The following is a 19,370-nucleotide window of genomic DNA, read 5'->3' as shown; positions in this document are numbered from 1 at the left end:
AATATAATGTACTGTGGTGTGCCTATGGTGTACTACGAAAAAAGACAACAAAAGCTTAATCTGGATTAACTCCAGAGCGGGGGATCTTTTATGGGGGTGAATCGCGTACTATACGCGTAGGGCTTGCACCTGAAGTCCGAATCCGTCAACTAACCTCGTAAGCTTAAGAAAGGTGTAAAAAGTATGCATTTTTCCTCAGTTCTGTCCCGGTTAAAAGGTATGGTAACCCGCCAAATCAAACATTTCAATGGGATTCAGAAAAAAAAGCTTATTCAACAATTTTACCACAACACTCTACGAAAAATATCCTGGAAATCCCAGCAAGTCATCTGTTGCGCATCTCTTACAATTATCCTGACCGGCGTACTCACCTATTATCTTTCGACAACGACTTCTGCAGCTGCCGTAATGATTAACGGTCAACAGATCGGCTTAGTCCGTAATGTTAATACCGGTCAAGATCTCGTTGCAACAATTCTGCAAAAACACGGAAAGCCATTTGGGCTCATTGCCCAAACACATGACCAAATTACTTATGAAAAAGTCAGGGTAATTCCCGCAGTCTTCCTGGAATCTACTTTGAGTGAAGAGAAACTGGAAGATAAATTAAGCTATTATCTTGATGGTTATAAGTTAGAAGCAGACGGTTCTATTATGGCAGTTTTGCCCAGCAAAGAAGATGCCGATAAAGTTCTTAAAGAGTATGAAAACTATTATGTTAAACAGAGTGCAGAAAACAAGGTCACTTCCGTTAATTTTGCGGAAAAGGTCAGCGTCGAAGCGATAGAAGTCCAACCGGATCAAATGAAACAAATTGATCAAGCTTTAAAAGTGTTGCTGGATGGCAAGATAATGACAAAGGATTATACTGTCCTGTCCAATGATTCCTGGTGGCTTATTGCCCGCAAAAATAATATGTTGACAGATGAAGTCTTAGCCGGTAATCCAGGGGCAACCAAAGACACAAAGTTACAGCCAGGCCAAATAATAAAGCTTGTTAATACGACACCCTATCTTACTGTCGTGTGTCAAGGAACATATTCCGGTCCGGAAACAATTCCCTATGATATCGTAACAAAAGCTGATAACCATTTAGGAATCGGGCAAACGAAAGTCCTTAAAGAGGGTAGTAACGGCTCAAAATTAGTGACATACTCATATGTGCAAAAGAATGGTATCGACGTTACCAAGCAGGTATTAGACGAAAAGATCCTTCAACCTCCTGTCGATCAAGTTATCGCTAAAGGTCCTGGCAGTCGGGTCAATGTAGCTTTTGTTACTTCTCGCGGGAGCAATGGTACTTCTTCCATCGTAGGTCGCGCGCTTAGTTTACAGGGGACTCCCTATGTTTATGGCGGAACAACCAGCAGAGGCTTTGATTGTTCAGGTTTTACCAAGTATGTCTTAGCGGGTTCCGGGATCACTCTTCCTCATTCATCATATGCGCAATTCTCTTCGGGAGCTGCCGTCAGCAAAAATGATCTTCAACCAGGCGATTTAGTCTTTTTTTCGACCTATGCTAAGGGTGCTTCCCATGTGGGCATTTATACGGGGGGAGGACGTTTTGTCCATGCCAGTAACCCCAGTAGTGGGATTAAAACATCCAGCTTTAGTGATAGCTTTTACTCCTCGCGTTATCTCGGAGCACGCAGGTATAATTAATTAGATAGTGCAAACGCCGACATGGTCCGGAGCAACAGCAAATGTTGTAGCTCTGGACCATGTCTGTGATAACATGCTTACTTTTGAAGTGATGGCTGGATTATGGTTTCGTAGTCAATGGGGTCTCTTAATCCATTCTCGTCAAACGCATGTAATCGTCCCATACAGGTGGGACATACCCCACATGCTTTTTCAGAGCCGTTATAACAACTCCAGGTTAACTCAAACGGAGTGCCAATTTTTTTCCCCAGAGCAACTACCTCACTTTTAGTTAACCATTGAAGTGGGGTTAGGAGACGAACTTTCATATATGAACCAATATAGATTGCATTTGCCATAGCTCCATTAAATTCAGGGGTACAATCCGGATATGCCCAGTTCCTCGCATCTTCGGCATGCGCCCCATAAAAAATCGTATCCGCCCCTTTAACTAAGGAAATCGTCGTGGCAACTGACAGTAAATTTGCATTGCGGAAAGGCACGTAAGTTGGGGATACGCCTTTACTTTTCCGAAGTTCTTCATAGGTTGTTTCCGGATTGGGCCGATCTTTGTCAATAAGAGTAGACCCTCCCCCTTGGAAAATATCGGGAAGTTGATGGATAATATGGTCTTTAATGCCTAAATATTTAGTCACTTCTCTTGCTGCTGCAATTTCTTTAGCGTGTTTTTGCCCATAAATCAAGCTAAGAGCCAGAACATTTTCAGGGCCAAATTCTCGACAGGCCATAACTGTGCAGGTTGTACTATCAATTCCGCCACTGAGCAGAACAAGAGCTTTACGCGGGCTATCCATTACGCTCTCTCCTATTCTACAGTTTAGAAGATTGACCATTTGACCTTATGTTGTTACCCATTTTTGCTTTGGAAAACTTTCATGAAATCAACTAGAGTCCTACAGCCGTCAAGACTCATGGCGTTATAGACTGACGCCCGGAGACCGCCCACTGAACGGTGGCCTTTTAAACCGATCATACCTTGTTTGGCAGCTTCGGCCGCAAAGGTTTTTTCCAATTCTTCATTAGGTAATCGCCATGTGACATTCATCAGTGAGCGACTGTCTTTGAGGGCGTGACCCCGGTAAAAACCGCCGCTATTATCTATGGCATCATAAACTATGGAGGCTTTCTCCATATTGCGTTTTTCCGCTGCTGCCAGTCCTCCGTTCTTCTTAAGCCACTTGAGAACCAGATTCACCATATAAACGGAAAAGCAAGGTGGGGTATTGTAGAGGGAATCGTTTTTGGCATGTATATCATAGCGGAACATTGTGGGGATGTTTGTGGGAATCCCTTCCAATAAATCCTTACGAATAATAACCACAGTTACCCCAGCCGGACCAAGGTTCTTTTGCGCACCGGCATAAATTACCCCAAACTTGGAAACATCAAAACGACGTGACATAATATCGCTCGACATGTCAGCAGCCAAAAATACGTTGCCCACATCCGGGAACGACTGCCATTGGGTACCACAGATAGTGTTATTGGTGCAAAGGTGTACGTAGGCAGGATTGTCACTTACCTTGATTTCATCGTTGCGCGGAATGCGGTTATAGTTTTCTTCCTTTGTACTGGCAGCTATATTGGTTTTCACAAGTTTCGATGCTTCCTGATAGGCTTTATCCGCAAAAGATCCAGTCAAAATATAGTCCGCATGACTGTCTGCGGAGACTAAGTTCATGGGCACGGCTGCAAATTGAGTGCTTGCTCCGCCTTGAAGAAACAAAACCCGATAGTTTTCCGGTACGTCAAGCAAATCCTTAACGAGCGCTTCGGCTTCAGTATTGATGACCTCGTATTCTTTGGCACGATGACTAATTTCCATTATTGACATGCCCGTGCCTTTATAATTAGTCAATTCGCTTTGCGCTTCTTCTAGAACTTCCAGGGGTAGTGTGGCTGGTCCGGCAAAAAAGTTAAATATCCTCTCCATTTTAAGTCAATCCTCCAAATTGTAATTTATTGCACAACTATTTTATCATTATATCCCCTTAGCTTGACCGTGGCAATATTAATTTTCAATTTATATTTATGATCAATTAAATAATACAACATACAAAATTGCCCAACGGTGGCAAATAGCCTTGACCGCTGCGAAAACGAGTTTATCCTTCTATTTCAACCTGGCGGGTTACTTCGCCAAGGCATTTATATAAGCTTTTGCACTAGCTTGGATGATATCCGTCGAGAATCCCTTTCCTACCACAAGCCGGCCATTATCATAACGCAACTTGACAGTGGCCTCTCCCAATGCCTCACTGCTCCGAGTCACTGACTTCAGGGTATAATCTTCGAGTGTTGCCAAGTTTCCTGTTATCCTGTCAATTGTATTAAAAAGAGCATTCACCGGGCCATTGCCACAGGCGGCATCAGTGAACACCTCTCCCTCTATTTCCAGAATTACGGTAGCTGTAGCCTGCCCCAGACCATTTGTCGCAATAGACATATTCTGGAGTACAATATTACTCGCAGGATTTTCCGAATCCCCCATCAACACATAGAGATCCTGATCTAACACTTCTTTCTTCAGATCCGCCAGCTGTAAGAACCTTTGATAAACATCATCAAGTTGAGCACCTTCTATTGAATACCCTAATTCTTCAAGCCTATATTGAAGGGCATGTCTGCCTGATCTTGCCGAAAGACTTATTAAATTTTGAGGAACGCCAATGGTTTCCGGTTTAATTATTTCATAGGTTTCTCTGCCTTTGAGAACCCCATCCTGGTGAATACCCGAAGCATGCATAAAAGCATTCGCCCCAACTATTGCTTTGTGAGCAGGCACTGTCACCCCTGTTATGCGGGAAACAAGTCTGCTGGTGGCGGATATCTCCCGGGTATTAACCTTGCTCTTTACCCCGTATCCATCACGCCGGGTGTAAATTGCCATAATTACCTCTTCCAGGGAAGTGTTTCCTGCCCGCTCACCTATCCCATTGATTGTTCCTTCTACCTGGCTGGCTCCTGCTTTGATACCCGCCAGAGCATTGGCCGTTGCCATTCCCAAATCGTTATGGCAATGCACACTTACGGTTGCTTGCTCAATATTCTTAACGTTCTGAATAACATAACCAATAAGTTCTCCGTATTCCCACGGACTTGCATAGCCCACGGTATCGGGGAGATTAACCACGGTGGCCCCGGCGGAGATAACCGCCTCAATAACCCGGGCCAAGAATGCCGGGTCACTGCGGAAAGCATCTTCCGCGTAAAATTCAACGTCGCTCACGTATTTCTTGGCGTACTTCACGGCTGAAACCGCCCGCTCCACGACTTGGTCCGGGTTGAGGTTCAATTTCATTTCCATATGTATCGGCGAAACCCCGATCCCGGTATGAATTCTTGGATGTTCAGCAAGGCGCAAGGCTTCGGCGCAAATATCGATATCCTGCTCGACTGCCCTGGTCAAGCCACAAATAATCACTCCTTTCAGTTCCCGGGCAAGCGTGCGGACTGACTCCAGATCCCCCGGCGAAGAGGCGGGAAAACCGGCTTCAATAATATCCACGCCGAGCTTCACCAACTGGCGGCCAATCTCCAATTTTTCTTTTACATTCAGAGTAATCCCCAAGGATTGCTCGCCATCTCTAAGGGTAGTATCAAAAACATATAACTTGCGCATTTGTAAATTCCTCCTTAAATAAATAAACCCTCGTCTCTGATTGAGACGAAGGGTTAGTTCGCGGTACCACTCAAGTTGACAGCAAACAGCCGTCTTCTCTGCAGATACGGGAGTTAATCGATATTCGTGGTTCGTGATTCGTGGTTCGATCCGAAATATGACCTTCATGGATCGAACTGCTAACATCGAACAACGATCTTCGAGTTATCCGATATCGCCTTCCTTTTAACGGCGGAAGCTCCGTCCGAGCCTACTTTAATCAATTTCGGTCGGCTACTCGAGGAAGAGTTCCAATCCTATTCCGTTACTGCCTTTCACCAACCGGCAGCTCTCTAAAACGGAAAACGGGACTGTACTATTTCCTCTCATCGTCATTTTAGCAGTTTTGTATTTTGTATATTCTACTATTTTACTCTACTTCTGATGATTGTCAAGCGTAAATATCGCAATTGGCAAGACGTCCTAAAATATTGAGAGACTCACCCAAGTATTAAAATTTGGAACCGTACTTGTTTAAGGAGACCTTGTCAAACTTTAAATCACTCTCAGAATAAGGCGGCTTAGACTGATCGGGATATCCGATGGAAATAATCGATAACACCTTGAGGTTCTCTGGAATCCCCAAAATCCTGCGGACATATTCTTCACACGATTCGGTTTCCGTATGCTGGCGTTTCCTGATTTGAATCCAGCACGATCCCAATCCCAAAGCTGCCGCCGTCAAATGAAGCATCGTTGACGCAATAGCCGTGTCCTCCACCCAAACATCGCTTGTTTCAGGGTCAGCCAAGACTACAATGCCTAAGGCTGCACCCTTTAAAAACCCTGCCGTCTTTTTAGCAAGTGCCAATTGCTCCAATATCTCAGGGTCTTCAACTACCACAAATTGCCAGGATTGAAACCCCTTGGAAGATGGGCTTAATAACGCCGCTTGCAGAAGCTGCCGGACTGTTGCCGGATCTAACTTCGCAGCTTTATACTTCCGAATACTCCGGCGCTTATAAAGAATATCTAACATAATCTTTCCTCCCATCTAATTACTGACTCAGCCTCTCAAAATTATGTTAGTGAATAATATTCATTAATGGAACTCATTTATAAGCTTGCTCTATTACTCGATCTCCACCCCGGTATTTTCTAAAAATCGGGCCACCAAATTATAAAAGCCGATTGTGAGGGTCAATTCAACCAATTCCCGGTTACTGAGAAACTGAGATAGCTCAGCGAAAGACTCTTCGCTGGATTTCACATTAACTGTGACTTCCTCAGTGTATCTGAGGACGGCACGCTCTTGATCATTGAATACGGGACTATTCTTATCCAGCCTAACAGCTGAGATTTGTTGTTCAGTTATCCCAACCTGTTTAGCCAATATTTCATGCTGATACCACTCGTAGCGGGAATCACAAAGAGTGGCAATCCGAAGAATGGCTAATTCACGCAGACGCGCATCAAGTTTTGCTTGAGTAAGTAAGGAATTTCCCATCCGCATAAAATGGCGGGCACTGTTTTCCGCATGGGCGACCATTTTATTGACATTTAGAACACTCAGTTGGGATTTACCTCCTGAAATCATCTGGCGAGTCTTTTCCGGCATCTCTTCCAATGGCATCAATGGTAATCTAGACATATAAATTTCCCCCTCTGATTCATCCGATAGCTAACAGTTCTAAGACTCCCTCTTCTTTAAGAGGGAGATAAGAACTGTACAACTCCTGGATAACGATTTCTAACCGTCAGGTGGAGTAAAAACCCCACCTGACACTAAGAACTCTGTTTATGCCCTTTCTAACCGACATCTCTTTAAACATTATACAGATACTATCCCGCTCAAGCAAATACATACTGAAGATCCTCTCCAGTAGCATAGTGTATCTCCATTCCCTGATCAGTTATATCTGTTCGGTTTTGCAAATTCCCTAATCACAATATCCCCTTTGTCTTAATTTTGTGATATGCTCCTCCAATATGGCTTCCAAATCTATCCCGTATTGCTCTTCAAGAACAAACATCATAGTTACGGCTGTCTGAGCCACGTCGACCAATTCTCGAGCCACCATCTGCATAGCTTCTTGTTCATCCAATCGTTTTCGCTCGCCGCTTAACCCCCTGAATTTACCTATGGCTTGAGCCAGCTCTCCGGATTCCTCCATGATCTTCAAGGCTGTACCTTCCAGGGAAGGACTTAAGCGGTTTAATCGAGGAAGGATTACTGTTTTGGAATTGAATATTCTTTCGGTCAGCTTTCTATTTGTGGTCATTCTCCACTGCCCCCCGCTTGAGAAATAACTTAGTCTAAATTTACTGCGAGTTATAACCTATGTCAATAAATAAATAAAATGCCGTATGGCGGGAAGGGTCCATCGCCATGACCCGAACCAGGATGTTCGAGGTCAGCACAAGACAAATTACAACAAATGGTCTATAATTAATATGTAAAATCAAGGTCATCAATTATAATGAGACGAGACTGAGACCAGGACTTGCATGTCCAAAGAGGGGGATTTTATGTTTACTCAAGCATATACACCTGAACAATCTGCCTTCGGCAAACTAGAAAACGGCCGTGACGTTCTTATTCTTTACGTCAAAGAATTTATGGAAGAGGTCAGAGCTGTCAATCAGTCTGGACTGTCAAGGTATACCTATGATTGGTTTGCAACTGAACATAAGGACGCCTACGTCCTTCAAGTAACCTGGGTAAATGACATCCACATTACTATCCGCTTTAACCATCAACACTTTGGACTTCTTGACCAATTACTTCAACCTCAAGATGTCATCCTGACGACAACCCCGATATCTGACCTTATAGAAGAAGCCCAAAAAAGTGACTATAACTTTCTTGAATTAAAAGATGTACTGACCTTTAGTAATTTAATTTTTACTGTTCCAAGTTCGGAGCAAAACTTAATGTAAAAAATAGAATTACTAACGAGGCCTACCTGATTTTTCGGGTGGGTTTTTTTCTACTCGCCTAATTGCTACTTTTTACAATTTGTTGGTAGGCAATATACGAATAAACTGCCGGGACAATTGAAATTACTGCGATAATAATCACGAAACCGATCCCGTTAAAATGTAGATCCAGGAAGGTTAACAATATATTGACTACACCGCCTAAGACCCATAAGGGTGCCGCCAGTCGGTGGGTTTTTCTCCACACTTCTTCATTGGCTAACGTCCAGGGTGTTTTTATGCCGACAAAATAATTGTGCTTAAATCGACCCATCACATTGCCGATGAGGATAAAGAGCAAGGAAACCATGATTTGAATCAAGATTGGTTTGTTTACGATAACCCCTGAAGCTATGAGAAAGGTCATTACCTCGATCCCAAGGAAAAATAAAATTAATATATACTTCAGGAATTGGTAAGTTGATCTAAAATCGGCATAATTCTTTCTTCTAGGGTCGATATAAGGGAGTACAAGAAACATTAAATACATCGCTAAACTTATCGCCGGCAATCCAAACGCACCAAACAATTTACTTCCATAACCGTTTACTTCTCCGCTCGCGTTCCAATGGATTGGAACCCTGTCAGGAAGCAAAGGATAAAAATATATTCCGAGCGCGAACCCTAAAAGTATCAAAATGATGATCAACCAGTCTTGCTTTAAAATACTACTTATCTTTGGCATTTTTGACATCTCCGAGTCCTCCTTCATTAACATGTGTTGCGTTAAAAAACCATTTAACTACCTCTTGGAATACTGTTGTGTTCAGCGAATAGTATATGTTTTGTCCCTTTCGTTCATCCGTTACCAGCATAGCTTGTTTCAAGACATTGAGATGGTGAGAAATACTTGGCTTGGTTATCTCAAATTGTTCCGCAATTTCGCCGGCTGTCAGATCCCGTTCTTTCAGTAATAATATTATCTTCCGCCTGGTCGGATCGGCAAGTGCTTTGAATGGCAAATTAAGCATAAAACGTTCTTCCTCCCCCCCATAATCGTGATTAGATATTAGATATTAGATATTTAGGCAACTATCTAATATCTAGTCATATTATATCCTCTTTTGCGGTCAAAATCAATAAGGTAGTTGTCTTGTCTCATTTTGCTGATTACTGAGGTCAAACTCATAGTTCACCTCGGTAGGCTGTTCCTGAACCGGCAGGTAACTTTTCTCCCGGAAAATCACATGATTATAGCGATCTATCAAGAGTACTGTGGAAGATCTGGTTCCATAATCAGTCCCGTGGATAAAGATTGAGGATAAGAATTTTTCTTTTTCTTGACTTATCCCGGTCTTTGGCAATTCATGATCTTGGGCAAGTTCTGCATCTGCTAATATTTCAAAGAGATATTGCGGTTCAATCACCATTCTATTTTTCAGGTAATTGGTTAAAGCTTGTTTGCTTTGCCGGACTTTCGGCCAAGGCGTATCTAGAAAATGATTACTCAGTCCATAAATCCCAGGTTTCAGTTCTAAAGCTTGCACAGATTGTTTGTTAAAGTAGAAGAGCTTTGCCGAGTCGCCAACCAAGAGATTAAACGGATTATAATAAGTCCGCTGCTTTGTAACCTCTGACATGTACTGTTCCGGAGATTCAGTGGAACATAGAAAGTTGCTCACTAACTTCCCTCGGGATTTAGGATCTGTAATCTTGGCCGAAGGATCCCGAAAGTTGGTTAAGGCTGCAAAACGACCGGAGCGCGTAATCCCCATCCAGGTTCCCAACATCTCCAAGTCTCTGCCTGCTAAAACCCAGGGGTGAGTCTCCCAGAAGTTGGCTGTTTCAGTCGGTCGATGATAGTATTCATCCCTATTAGCTGCAAATACCAAGCGATAGCGCGGATGGCAATCATAGGCAAAAAAAAACAAACACATAATTGCTTTCTCCTTTTTAGTATTCTTTCACCTTATGAAGTTGTGCATTATAAATCGGAACTTATTTTTTGTTATAGTAGCAATTGTCTATCATCTAAGGTCTTTTTCCTTTGCCGCCTTTCCTTATTTCCAGAAGATGACCGGCCGACTTGGGTACCAGCCCTTCCTGAGAAGCCCTACTTAGCAAGGATGCTACCGCCTGAAAACCTATCTCACCAATATTTTCAGTGAACTCGTTTACGTAAAGCTTGATGTGCGCTTGGGTTACTTCCCGGGACAACTCTTGGCTGTGATGCAGCACATACTCCTGCGATTCCTCAGGATGTGCCCAGGCATATTTGACCGATGCCTGAATCCAGCCTGTGATTGCCGCCAGATCCAGTGACCGTCGGGCGATAATCGCTCCCAGCGGGATTGGCAGATTAGTATCTTTCTCCCACCAACTGCCTAAGTCAGCCAAGAGGATTAGTCCATATGAAGGATAGGTGAAGCGTGCCTCGTGGATCACCAACCCGGCGTCAACCAAACCGTCCCGCACTGCCGGCATAATTTCCTGGAACGGCAGAACGACAATCTCGCCCACTCCCCCGGGCACATGTTGGGCTGCCCATAACCGAAAAAGCAAGTTGGCGGTAGATCGTTCACTCGGCACCGCTACCCGTCTACTTGATAGCCATGCCGGATTATTGTTACTATCTACTCTATTTGACGTCAGCACCAGTGGCCCGCAGCCTATACCCAAGGCGCCTCCGCAGGGCAGCAGGGCATACTCAGACAAGACCCACGGTAGTGCGGCGTACGAGATTTTGACTACATCCGGTCCGCCGGGGCCTGCTGCCAAAGTATTTGTAATGTCGATATCCGCGTAGCTTACGTCCAGCTGGGGTGCACCGGGTATTAGTCCATGTACCCAGGCGTGAAAAACAAACGTGTCATTGGGGCAAGGCGAGATAGTAATCTTCAAAATAACACCTCCGGTAATACTGCACCGGCAGCTTCCAGAACCTCCAGAGCCTCTTTGATGCGCCAGGCGGACCGCTCCAGCGGACCGACCAGGTTGGAGATAGCGCGAATCTCCAGAACTGGTAAAGCGCGATCCAGCGCCGCGCAGCCAACGCCATACCCCTCCATAGCTTCGGCTGTAGCTCCCGGTATCCTTGCGGCAAGTTCTTCGGCCCGCGCAGCCGAACCAGTAACAGTCGAGACGGTAAGCACGGGACCGGTATTAACGGGCAGCTTGGCCGTCAGCAGCGCCCCGGATAGTCGGTCCGTCAGGCCGGCGTCAATCTGAATCTGGGTAAAGCCGTAACCCAACTCCGCCAAACTGCGGAACCCTTTGGGATTCTCCGCTCCCAAGTCAGCGACGACGATCTCGTTTGCCACCACGAGTGACCCCACCTCAGCTCTACCCGGAAAGCCTCCGGCGATACCGGCGCTGATCACTAAACTATAATCGCCAGTCATCAAAGCCCTTGCGGTGTTCACTGCGGCAACAACCGAACCCACGCCCACCACCAAAACGTCAAACCTGGGATCGTAGCGCAGACCACGCAACACAGCATCCCTCTCGGCCGGAACAGCCGTCGTGATCACAATCTGTCTTTCCGGTTGCAGTCTGAAAGGAATGGAACCAGGTGGTTTTCTTAAGCTTTTTAAACATTGGGCTGCCGCTTCTCCCATTAAAGTATAACCCTCAATACTCGGATGGATTCCATCAACGAAAAGCTGCGGACCCTGACCGGCTCCAATCCGGTCCAAAAATGGGGAGTGAAAATCAACAACCATAATATTTAAAGCATCCGCATAGCCTTTTAACCAATTCCGATATTCACTCAGGAATTGTTCTTCCTCAATAAATAAGGACGGCGTAGGCAACCCAAAAATAGGAATAATTCCATGTTGCTTACATAATTCCACTATGGCAATAAAATTTGCGCTTACCCTTTTCAGATGGATTCTTTCACAAGCATCATTTGCCCCGCCCAGAATAATGACATGGGTCGGCGTATAAGCAAGTACATCCCGTCGAAACCGCTCCCTCATACCGCTCGTAGAATCCCCGCAGATTCCTTGGTTTAACACCGGACATTGTAATTCCTGGGCTAAATATTTCACCCAAGACTCCTGATTGGTAAAAGGATACCCTTCGGTAATTGAATCCCCCAGTGCAACTATTCTCATCTATTTTTCAACCGCCTTGTTTGCCACTTTCTCTCTCAAAGAGCAAAGTGTGACACCTTATTACAACATTTGTAGCTTAACTGAGAAATGGAAAGAGTGTGTGCTGAATATATCTGGTATATAATATTTAGAAAATACTGAGAGCAAAATGTACTGATATAAGTTCCAATTTATAATATAATGTACAACTCCATTATTCAACAAGTTGCTTAGTACGCGCTGTTACAAAGATAGATGAAGAAATTTTTTGGAACTTATAGCGAGCAAAAAGGAGTAGAAAATGAAACTTAAAGGCTTTATCTTTGATCTGGACGGGACATTAATTAATTCACTGCCCGTAGTTCGTACCAGCCTGAATACTACCCTGCTAAAATTCAGTGGGCGTGTTTACGACGACAAAGAAATGTCCGCTTTATTTGGGCCTTCCGAAGAAGGCGTCTTTCAAAAACTGTTCCCTGATTCATGGAGAGAGGCTCTGCAGTATTATCTAAATGAGTATGATCGAATTCATGAGCCCTATGCTAAGCCATTTCCAGGAGTCGTTCAGACCCTGACTCTGCTGCTTGAGCGAAAAATGAAGTTAGCCCTTGTCTCTGGCAAGGGCGCCCGAAGCATGGAAATCTCCTTAAGACATTCCGGTTTAAAACAGTTTTTTGAGGTGATAATTACCGGCTCCGAGCACCAAGCGAGTAAACCTGAACATATTAAACAAGTCCTGGCCCTTTGGAATTTCACCCCGAAAGAAGTCGTTTATGTCGGTGATATCGCCTATGATGTGCAAGCTGCTAAAGAAGCCGGTGTTTTACCGATTAGTGCGCTCTGGGCGGAAACCGCTCAGATTCCAAAAGTGTTAGCGATGCATCCGGCTTTCGCCTTTGAGAACGTGGAATCTTTTCGCGCATGGATCATGAAAACGGTGCAGTGATTGACCTGTCAGCTGAGTCCATCACCTCGTTCATACTGCCGCTGCGCAATCCCTGTAAATCCAAAGTAATATAGATAAACCCTAATTCTTTCAGTTTAGTGACCACCTCATCTAAAACCGGCCCGCTCAGCCTGGGGAAATCTTCCTTGGGCAGTTCCAAACGAGCTATAGTTTGATGATGACGGACTCTAACCTGTCGGAAATTATACTGTCTGAGAACGCTTTCAGCCAGCTCTACCTGTTTTAAACTTTCTAAAGTAATTTTCTGCCCATAGGGAATGCGGGATGCTAAACAAGCCAAAGAAGGTTTCGCCCAGTTCGATAACTCCAATTCTTTGGCTAACTGCCTAACCTCTTCTTTGCCGATACCTGCTTCTTCCAAAGGACTGCGCACGCCCATTTCCTTTCCTGCCAGTCTTCCCGGGCGATAATCCAAGCCATCATCCGCATTGGCTCCATCCAAAATACAAGCATAACCTCTCTCTTTGGCTAGAGAATTTAGTTTCTGAAACAGCTCCGTTTTGCAATAATAACAGCGTTGAATAGAGTTACCGGCAAATTCTTCGTTTCTTAATTCTTCCGTAGCTAATACAAAGTAATTAACGCCGATTTCCTGGGCAATTTGGACAGCTTCCTTTAATTCTGCTTGCGGATTAGTCTCCGATGAACCAATAACTGCCAGGCATTGCTTCGCTAAAATGTCAAAAGCTACTTTGACTAATAAACTGCTGTCTACCCCTCCGGAAAAGGCGATGACTGCTGAATCCAGCTGAAAAAGGTTCCGGCGCAAATTCTTTAATTTCTCACTTAAACGATTATCCACAGCATTTCCCTCTATTCACGCCAAAATTAGATGCCCCAATCAAACAAATTCCTGTGTGAATTCCTTAGTCTCATGGTCCTAAATTTTTTCCTATCTTAACGAACAAAATTGGTCATGATTCTTTTTTCTTCTTCCGGAAGGGGTATTTTACCCTTACTGGCATCAATGACTTTCATAAGCCAGGCCATTGCCCGAGCGTTTTTGCGGATGGTTTGCACACCTTCCCCATCCTGCAAGACCTCTCCTTTGTCGTGTCCATAAGCGACCGTCCAGTATTGTGACGGCGGAGTAATTGTTTGAGCAAGATTGAAGTAGTTATAGAGCTGATGATGCACATCCAACCCACCGGTACGACGCACTACCGCAAAGGCTGTCCCGACTTTGTACTTGAAATACTTCGAACTGCTGAAAAACGTCCTGTCTAAAAAAGATTTCATGGCACCGGGAATTCCGCCATAATAGGTAGGTGCACCCAAAATTAGGCCGTTGACCTCCCGCATTTTAGCTACAGTTTCATTTACCAAATCATCGTCGAAAACGCAATGGTTATTTTCAGAACCCCTACAATAGCCACAGCCGATGCAGCCGTGGATAGCTTGGTCACCAACCTGGATGATTTCCACTTCAATATCCTGATTGTTCAATTCCTCCGCCATGAGCTTCAAAGCTGCAGCGGTGTTTCCATCATTGTGTGGACTTCCGTTAATGGCAATTACTTTCATACTTGCACTCCTTTCGTTCAGTTCATCCGATCAACATGTATGCGAAACCTTCATCTTTAAACCCGATCGTGATTCCAAAGATCACTGAATGCTCGTCGTTAATGCTTAATCCTCTTTATATCATAAACCTTAATTAGTTATTTACAAAGAGGTAGTCTAAGATCACTATTACTCAGTCGGCTGCTTATCTCACCTGTTGCTAATGTTCAGGAATAACGAATTTCCCCCCTAAACTTCTTGGAAAAGAACTGTGGAAAGATATCTTTCTCCTGAATCCGCCAGGATAACAATATTGTACATTTTCCAAGTATGGCTTGGTTCACTACTGATTTATTTGTTCGCTGCATAAAATACTTGAATATCGCAGAGGGATAATATATATTTATATATGAGCAGCTGATCATTTGTTCAATCCACAGAGGGAGGTTTAATATGGTATTAGATTTTGATCGATGTGACCTTTTATGTATTCATGAAGATGCCGTCTCGGAAGTTCGTCAGCAGATGATCGGGGATGATGAAGCCCAATTTTTAGCGGATACCTTTAAGACTTTGTCCGACCCCACCCGGGTAAAAATGCTGTTTGCGCTGCTGAATCGAGAGTTGTGTGTTTGTGATCTGGCGGTAGTTATTGGGGTATCAGATTCGGCAGTCTCTCACCAGTTGAGAATGCTTAGAACTAATAAGCTGGTTAAGTTTAGACGGGACGGGAAAATAATGTATTATTCCCTCACCGATAGTCATATCAGCGCCCTATTTAAGCAGGCTATTGAATATATCGGACACACTAACCAATAAGCTGCTCAATTCCTTGAATTAGGCAGCAGATAATTAGTGAAATTAAGCAGGAGGTCTTCCCAATGATGATAGAAACAGAATTGCCGACACGACGGATCTCGGAGTTCAAAGTCCATGGCATTACCTGAATGGACTGCGCCGCCAAATTTGAAAAGGCGGTCTCACGGCTGCCGGGTGTGGCCAAGGCCAATTTAAATACGATAACGGGCAAGTTAGTGGTTGAAGGCACCGCAGACCTGGAAAGCATCAGGGAGTTGGGTAAGGAAGAGAATTACACTGTAAACAGTGAATACACCCAGCCATCAACGGAAGCTCCGCTCCAACAAATAGATTGGGAATTACGCAGGGCAATAATCTCAGGGATAACCTTGGCGATTGCCTTTATTATTGAAAAAATAGGGATGCCGACATTTGTTTTTCTACCCCTTTATGGATTAGCCATGCTGAGCGGCGGTTGGGGCAATTTCCGCAAAGCGGCCATGGCTCTGCCACGTCGTGATTTTAATATGAGTGTATTGATGAGTGTGGCCATTCTGGGCGCGGTATTGATTGGCAAATATGAAGAAGGATCGACTGTTGCGTTTTTGTATGCAATATCGGAGATGCTCGAAGCCTGGACTATGGATAAAGCTCGTCAGTCTATTTGCCGGTTGATGGATATTGCGCCCAAGATGGCAAGAATCAGACGTGGAAATGTCGAAGTTGAAATTCCCGTTGAAGAAATCATAACCGGTGATATCATGATTATCCGTCCCGGCGAGAAAATAGCCATGGATGGCGTGATCATAAAAGGAGCATCGGCAATCAATCAGGCCGCTATTACCGGGGAGTCTATTCCTGCAGAAAAGGGACCGGGCGCAGAGGTTTACGCCGGTACTTTAAATTCTTATGGTTCACTGGAAATTGAAGTTACCAAATTAGTGCGGGATACCACGATAGCCAGGATTATTCATATGGTTGAAGATGCCCAGAGTAAACGGGCGCCATCTCAGGCTTTTATCGAACGTTTTGCTGCGGTTTATACTCCGATTGTCCTGATTTTGGTTGTGGGCATTGTTTTAATACCACCTCTGTTTTTCGGCTATCCATGGGCGCCCTGGATCTACCGGGGCCTGGTCCTATTGGTTGTTGCTTGCCCTTGCGCTCTTGTCGTATCCACTCCGGTCGCAATTGTCAGTGCCATCAGCAACGCAGCCAAAAACGGCGTTTTAATCAAAGGCGGCATTTACCTGGAAGAAATGGGTTCTCTAAAGGCAATCGCCTTTGATAAAACAGGTACTTTAACAAGAGGCGAGCCGACTGTGACAGATGTTATCCCAATCGGCGCTTTGTCAGAAAGCACCCTTCTGGAAGTCGCGGCAAACCTTGAGGCTCTTTCCGAGCACCCATTGGCAGTCTCCATTATCAAGGCGGCAAAGTCCCGCGGCTTTGAGGTTACTCCGGCTGAAAACTTTAAGGAAATAACCGGACGCGGCGGTCAAGGAACCGTCGCCGGCCAAACTGTCTTTATCGGAAATTTACGTTTATTTCAGGAACAGTTAATTTCAACCGCCTCCATCGTTCAGCAAGTGGAGAAACTTCAACAAGAAGGAAAAACAGCCATGATCGTGGGAACCAAAGATAATTTCCTGGGGATTATTGCCGTTGCTGATCAAGTTCGCGAAGGGAGCGCGGCTGCAGTTGCCGCTTTAAAACGGGCAGGTTTAAACAAAACTATAATGTTGACCGGTGATAATGTCACGACGGCTGAAGCAATGGCTGCTCAGGTTGGGGTGGACGAATGCCGCGCTGATTTGTTGCCACAGGATAAAGTAACTGCCATCCAGGAATTATTAAAGGAATACGGAAAAGTGGCCATGATCGGCGATGGCATCAATGATGCCCCGGCCTTAGCCCTATCAACGGTTGGTATTGCAATGGGGGGTGCCGGGACAGATACAGCGCTTGAAACGGCGGATATAGCTTTAATGGCTGATGATCTATCCAAATTACCATTTACTGTGATTCTAAGCCGCAAAGCCATAAGCATTATTAAGCAAAACATTACTTTTTCACTCGTAATAAAAGCGGTGGCAATATTGGCAGTATTCCCCGGGTGGTTGACCTTGTGGCTGGCGATACTAGCCGACATGGGGGCATCCCTGATTGTAACATTGAACAGCTTGCGGCTTCTTGGGGTAAAACATGATTTAACTATGTAATAACGATGTAAAATAATAACCAAGTAAAATAAGACAAGTATATTAGGGGCATTAGACTATGGTAGTATAGGGTGCAAAAAAGGGCTTCCAAAGAATTCAAAGGATTACTGCAAAACCATATTTCCTATTTTCAAGGCTCCAAGATAAATGATGACGCTGATTATCAAGAAACACTTTAGAATTAGGCTGAAGATAGCTGCTAGTAATAAGACGGAAGATAGCCGCTATTTTGACAAAGGAGAAACTGCATGCTCAACCAATTTTCAAGAACCGAGTTGCTGTTTGGCAAAGAAGGAATGGACCGGCTCGCCAAAGCGCGTGTGGCTGTTTTCGGGCTGGGCGGCGTCGGCGGATTTACGGTGGAAGCACTTGCTCGCAGTGGTATCGGTATGTTGGATCTAATCGATGATGATCGAATCTGTCTGACAAACCTCAATCGCCAAATATTCGCAACCAGAAAAACAATAGGTCTCTACAAGGTCGATGTGGCAAAGGAGCGAATTTTAGAAATCAACCCCAACGCGGTTGTGAACACCTATAAGATATTCTATACCCCGGCAGCATCCGACCAGTTTGACTTTTCACAATATAACTATATCGTGGATGCTATCGATACGGTAACCGGAAAGGTGGAGCTGGTTTTAAAAGCGCAGGAGCTTGGCGTTCCGATTATCAGTTCTATGGGCGCCGGCAACAAGGTTGACCCCACCGCTTTTGAGGTGGCGGACATCTTTAAAACCTCTATTTGTCCGCTTGCAAGAGTAATGCGTCAGGAGCTCCGCAGGCGCGGTGTCAAAAGTCTGAAGGTTGTATACTCGAAAGAGCCGACACTTACGCCTATCGATGATCTGACCACCGGCTGCCAGGCAGATTATATTTGCCCTCCCGGTACGGCACGGAAATGCACTCAGCGCCGACAGGTTCCCGGCAGCAATGCTTTTGTCCCGTCAGTGGCCGGTCTGATTGCTGCCGGAGAAGTGATCAAGGATTTGTCGCATTTCGGCGAGGTTAACTGTTGATTAGATTTTTAGGCTTTTCGCTTTCTTCATCATTGTAGTTAGAACTACCTCCACATTTTCGGAAGGCAATTGCAACTTATGTAATTGTTCGATTTGCCATTCTCTTTCTTTAGCAACTGACCCACCTGCGTGCTTCACAGCTTTCAAAGCATATAATGGTCCTCCCAGTGAATGATCCGCCATATGTGCAGTAGCAACAGCGTGTCCAGTTGAACGGGCAACCGCTATTGAAATTGGATTAGAAGATTCTCTTGCCACAGCATGTGCGCTTACTGAAGCCTTCATCGCATCACCTACAGGTACATTTCCGTTTTCCCATTCTTTAGCAATCTGTAGAGCATGAATTAACCTCGCATCAATATCCCCGTCAATGAATGATAATACGTGTTCTGAACACTCCCTCGCCCATCTCATTAATTTGTAATGATTATCTTTGGTGAGTAGTCCCCCACGATGTACGGCAACAAATAGTTTGTCTCGCATTTGTTATCTCCTGATTTTAATTTATTTCATCAACTGCCCCAAAATACCTTTCCATCTTAGCTCCAAGCCATCACCCCTACCTTCGTTTGCAATCTTCTA

20 protein-coding genes, 1 pseudogene, 1 riboswitch and 1 other annotated feature are annotated in these 19,370 nt (G+C 44.7%); of the genes and pseudogenes, 6 read left to right on the top strand and 15 right to left on the bottom strand.

All coding sequences use genetic code 11. The features are described from left to right. The first annotated feature begins 42 nt into the window (after nucleotides 1–42). A riboswitch (cyclic di-AMP (ydaO/yuaA leader) is annotated at nucleotides 43–179 on the top strand. A 4-nt stretch (nucleotides 180–183) separates the two neighbouring features. Continuing rightward, on the top strand, nucleotides 184–1,662 hold the full coding sequence (locus AC6I5A_RS13160; RefSeq protein WP_034616853.1) for an NlpC/P60 family protein: 1,479 nt from the start codon (nucleotides 184–186) through the stop codon (nucleotides 1,660–1,662). A gap of 77 nt (nucleotides 1,663–1,739) precedes the next feature. Here the strand turns inward: AC6I5A_RS13160 and queC are convergent, their stop codons facing one another. The 6 genes from queC to AC6I5A_RS13130 all read right to left on the bottom strand — a co-directional run bounded on the left by queC (nucleotide 1,740) and on the right by AC6I5A_RS13130 (nucleotide 7,545). Further along, nucleotides 1,740–2,495 carry a 7-cyano-7-deazaguanine synthase QueC gene (gene queC, locus AC6I5A_RS13155; RefSeq protein ID WP_497900759.1) on the bottom strand — a complete coding sequence of 252 codons (756 nt, stop codon included), beginning with the start codon at nucleotides 2,493–2,495 and terminating at the stop codon, nucleotides 1,740–1,742. Nucleotides 2,496–2,509: 14 nt separating this feature from the next. Beyond that, the gene (gene serC / locus AC6I5A_RS13150; protein ID WP_034616848.1) at nucleotides 2,510–3,595 is read right to left on the bottom strand and encodes a phosphoserine transaminase; all 1,086 of its coding nucleotides are present in this window, start codon (nucleotides 3,593–3,595) and stop codon (nucleotides 2,510–2,512) included. 198 nt (nucleotides 3,596–3,793) lie between these two features. Then, complete coding sequence (locus AC6I5A_RS13145; RefSeq protein ID WP_034616845.1) at nucleotides 3,794–5,284, bottom strand: 2-isopropylmalate synthase; 1,491 nt, start codon at nucleotides 5,282–5,284, stop codon at nucleotides 3,794–3,796. A 38-nt stretch (nucleotides 5,285–5,322) separates the two neighbouring features. Continuing rightward, nucleotides 5,323–5,662, bottom strand: a binding site (T-box leader). Nucleotides 5,663–5,774: 112 nt separating this feature from the next. Continuing rightward, nucleotides 5,775–6,302: a nitroreductase family protein gene (locus AC6I5A_RS13140; RefSeq protein WP_034616843.1), complete on the bottom strand. Its 528-nt coding sequence runs from the start codon at nucleotides 6,300–6,302 to the stop codon at nucleotides 5,775–5,777. A 93-nt stretch (nucleotides 6,303–6,395) separates the two neighbouring features. Further along, on the bottom strand, nucleotides 6,396–6,914 hold the full coding sequence (locus tag AC6I5A_RS13135; RefSeq protein WP_034616840.1) for a carboxymuconolactone decarboxylase family protein: 519 nt from the start codon (nucleotides 6,912–6,914) through the stop codon (nucleotides 6,396–6,398). A 289-nt stretch (nucleotides 6,915–7,203) separates the two neighbouring features. After that, complete coding sequence (locus tag AC6I5A_RS13130) at nucleotides 7,204–7,545, bottom strand: MazG-like family protein (protein WP_034616837.1); 342 nt, start codon at nucleotides 7,543–7,545, stop codon at nucleotides 7,204–7,206. Between the two features lie 247 nt (nucleotides 7,546–7,792). Here AC6I5A_RS13130 and AC6I5A_RS13125 point away from each other — a divergent pair, with 247 nt between their 5' ends. Continuing rightward, nucleotides 7,793–8,203: a hypothetical protein gene (locus AC6I5A_RS13125; RefSeq protein WP_034616833.1), complete on the top strand. Its 411-nt coding sequence runs from the start codon at nucleotides 7,793–7,795 to the stop codon at nucleotides 8,201–8,203. A gap of 58 nt (nucleotides 8,204–8,261) precedes the next feature. Here the strand turns inward: AC6I5A_RS13125 and AC6I5A_RS13120 are convergent, their stop codons facing one another. The 6 genes and pseudogenes from AC6I5A_RS13120 to AC6I5A_RS13095 all read right to left on the bottom strand — a co-directional run. Further along, the gene (locus AC6I5A_RS13120) at nucleotides 8,262–8,936 is read right to left on the bottom strand and encodes an SdpI family protein (RefSeq protein WP_497900758.1); all 675 of its coding nucleotides are present in this window, start codon (nucleotides 8,934–8,936) and stop codon (nucleotides 8,262–8,264) included. After that, entirely contained in the window at nucleotides 8,911–9,213 is a 303-nt protein-coding gene (locus tag AC6I5A_RS13115; protein ID WP_034616830.1) for an autorepressor SdpR family transcription factor, read from the bottom strand. Before AC6I5A_RS13115 ends, AC6I5A_RS13120 begins: the two co-directional genes overlap by 26 nt. 105 nt (nucleotides 9,214–9,318) lie before the next feature. Next, the gene (locus AC6I5A_RS13110; RefSeq protein ID WP_034616827.1) at nucleotides 9,319–10,119 is read right to left on the bottom strand and encodes an NRDE family protein; all 801 of its coding nucleotides are present in this window, start codon (nucleotides 10,117–10,119) and stop codon (nucleotides 9,319–9,321) included. A 94-nt stretch (nucleotides 10,120–10,213) separates the two neighbouring features. Beyond that, nucleotides 10,214–11,083, bottom strand: coding sequence for a 1,4-dihydroxy-6-naphtoate synthase (locus tag AC6I5A_RS13105; protein ID WP_034616824.1), 870 nt, complete (start codon nucleotides 11,081–11,083; stop codon nucleotides 10,214–10,216). Further along, nucleotides 11,080–11,799 carry a futalosine hydrolase gene (locus AC6I5A_RS13100; protein ID WP_497900763.1) on the bottom strand — a complete coding sequence of 240 codons (720 nt, stop codon included), beginning with the start codon at nucleotides 11,797–11,799 and terminating at the stop codon, nucleotides 11,080–11,082. The genes AC6I5A_RS13105 and AC6I5A_RS13100 overlap by 4 nt, the downstream gene beginning before the upstream one ends. After that, nucleotides 11,800–12,300, bottom strand: a pseudogene (locus tag AC6I5A_RS13095) (GDSL-type esterase/lipase family protein); the annotation flags it as partial. It lies immediately after the preceding gene. Nucleotides 12,301–12,580: 280 nt separating this feature from the next. On the opposite strand from AC6I5A_RS13095, the gene AC6I5A_RS13090 reads away from it, so the two are divergent. Beyond that, nucleotides 12,581–13,225, top strand: coding sequence for an HAD family hydrolase (locus AC6I5A_RS13090; protein ID WP_034616821.1), 645 nt, complete (start codon nucleotides 12,581–12,583; stop codon nucleotides 13,223–13,225). Here AC6I5A_RS13090 and larE read toward each other — a convergent pair. Then, on the bottom strand, nucleotides 13,206–14,048 hold the full coding sequence (larE, locus tag AC6I5A_RS13085) for an ATP-dependent sacrificial sulfur transferase LarE (RefSeq protein ID WP_034616818.1): 843 nt from the start codon (nucleotides 14,046–14,048) through the stop codon (nucleotides 13,206–13,208). The two genes, AC6I5A_RS13090 and larE, sit on opposite strands and share 20 nt — an antisense overlap. Nucleotides 14,049–14,143: 95 nt before the next feature. Further along, on the bottom strand, nucleotides 14,144–14,770 hold the full coding sequence (locus tag AC6I5A_RS13080; protein ID WP_034616815.1) for a flavodoxin family protein: 627 nt from the start codon (nucleotides 14,768–14,770) through the stop codon (nucleotides 14,144–14,146). Between the two features lie 432 nt (nucleotides 14,771–15,202). Between AC6I5A_RS13080 and AC6I5A_RS13075 the strand changes: the two genes are divergently transcribed. The 3 genes from AC6I5A_RS13075 to AC6I5A_RS13065 all read left to right on the top strand — a co-directional run bounded on the left by AC6I5A_RS13075 (nucleotide 15,203) and on the right by AC6I5A_RS13065 (nucleotide 18,788). Continuing rightward, the gene (locus AC6I5A_RS13075) at nucleotides 15,203–15,568 is read left to right on the top strand and encodes an ArsR/SmtB family transcription factor (protein ID WP_034616812.1); all 366 of its coding nucleotides are present in this window, start codon (nucleotides 15,203–15,205) and stop codon (nucleotides 15,566–15,568) included. A gap of 128 nt (nucleotides 15,569–15,696) precedes the next feature. Continuing rightward, on the top strand, nucleotides 15,697–17,769 hold the full coding sequence (locus tag AC6I5A_RS13070) for a heavy metal translocating P-type ATPase (protein WP_034616810.1): 2,073 nt from the start codon (nucleotides 15,697–15,699) through the stop codon (nucleotides 17,767–17,769). A gap of 248 nt (nucleotides 17,770–18,017) precedes the next feature. Continuing rightward, the gene (locus AC6I5A_RS13065) at nucleotides 18,018–18,788 is read left to right on the top strand and encodes a tRNA threonylcarbamoyladenosine dehydratase (protein ID WP_034616806.1); all 771 of its coding nucleotides are present in this window, start codon (nucleotides 18,018–18,020) and stop codon (nucleotides 18,786–18,788) included. On the opposite strand, the gene AC6I5A_RS13060 is transcribed toward AC6I5A_RS13065, so the two are convergent. Next, on the bottom strand, nucleotides 18,789–19,271 hold the full coding sequence (locus tag AC6I5A_RS13060) for a putative immunity protein (protein WP_034616803.1): 483 nt from the start codon (nucleotides 19,269–19,271) through the stop codon (nucleotides 18,789–18,791). Nucleotides 19,272–19,370: the final 99 nt, after the last annotated feature.

Source organism: Desulfosporosinus sp. Tol-M2, from assembly GCF_059735615.1.
This window is presented reverse-complemented; position numbering and strand designations above follow the sequence as displayed.

Bases quoted from the DNA above. Each gene is read 5' to 3' on its own strand.
- serC (WP_034616848.1), bottom strand. From the start codon at position 3,595: ATGGAGAGGATATTTAACTTTTTTGCCGGACCAGCCACACTACCCCTG.
- queC (WP_497900759.1), bottom strand. From the start codon at position 2,495: ATGGTCAATCTTCTAAACTGTAGAATAGGAGAGAGCGTAATGGATAGC.
- AC6I5A_RS13090 (WP_034616821.1), top strand. From the start codon at position 12,581: ATGAAACTTAAAGGCTTTATCTTTGATCTGGACGGGACATTAATTAAT.
- AC6I5A_RS13080 (WP_034616815.1), bottom strand. From the start codon at position 14,770: ATGAAAGTAATTGCCATTAACGGAAGTCCACACAATGATGGAAACACC.
- AC6I5A_RS13145 (WP_034616845.1), bottom strand. From the start codon at position 5,284: ATGCGCAAGTTATATGTTTTTGATACTACCCTTAGAGATGGCGAGCAA.
- AC6I5A_RS13100 (WP_497900763.1), bottom strand. From the start codon at position 11,799: ATGGGAGAAGCGGCAGCCCAATGTTTAAAAAGCTTAAGAAAACCACCT.
- AC6I5A_RS13125 (WP_034616833.1), top strand. From the start codon at position 7,793: ATGTTTACTCAAGCATATACACCTGAACAATCTGCCTTCGGCAAACTA.
- AC6I5A_RS13120 (WP_497900758.1), bottom strand. From the start codon at position 8,936: ATGTCAAAAATGCCAAAGATAAGTAGTATTTTAAAGCAAGACTGGTTG.
- AC6I5A_RS13060 (WP_034616803.1), bottom strand. From the start codon at position 19,271: ATGCGAGACAAACTATTTGTTGCCGTACATCGTGGGGGACTACTCACC.
- AC6I5A_RS13140 (WP_034616843.1), bottom strand. From the start codon at position 6,302: ATGTTAGATATTCTTTATAAGCGCCGGAGTATTCGGAAGTATAAAGCT.
- AC6I5A_RS13160 (WP_034616853.1), top strand. From the start codon at position 184: ATGCATTTTTCCTCAGTTCTGTCCCGGTTAAAAGGTATGGTAACCCGC.
- AC6I5A_RS13130 (WP_034616837.1), bottom strand. From the start codon at position 7,545: ATGACCACAAATAGAAAGCTGACCGAAAGAATATTCAATTCCAAAACA.
- AC6I5A_RS13070 (WP_034616810.1), top strand. From the start codon at position 15,697: ATGGACTGCGCCGCCAAATTTGAAAAGGCGGTCTCACGGCTGCCGGGT.
- AC6I5A_RS13110 (WP_034616827.1), bottom strand. From the start codon at position 10,119: ATGTGTTTGTTTTTTTTTGCCTATGATTGCCATCCGCGCTATCGCTTG.
- AC6I5A_RS13135 (WP_034616840.1), bottom strand. From the start codon at position 6,914: ATGTCTAGATTACCATTGATGCCATTGGAAGAGATGCCGGAAAAGACT.
- AC6I5A_RS13065 (WP_034616806.1), top strand. From the start codon at position 18,018: ATGCTCAACCAATTTTCAAGAACCGAGTTGCTGTTTGGCAAAGAAGGA.
- AC6I5A_RS13115 (WP_034616830.1), bottom strand. From the start codon at position 9,213: ATGCTTAATTTGCCATTCAAAGCACTTGCCGATCCGACCAGGCGGAAG.
- AC6I5A_RS13075 (WP_034616812.1), top strand. From the start codon at position 15,203: ATGGTATTAGATTTTGATCGATGTGACCTTTTATGTATTCATGAAGAT.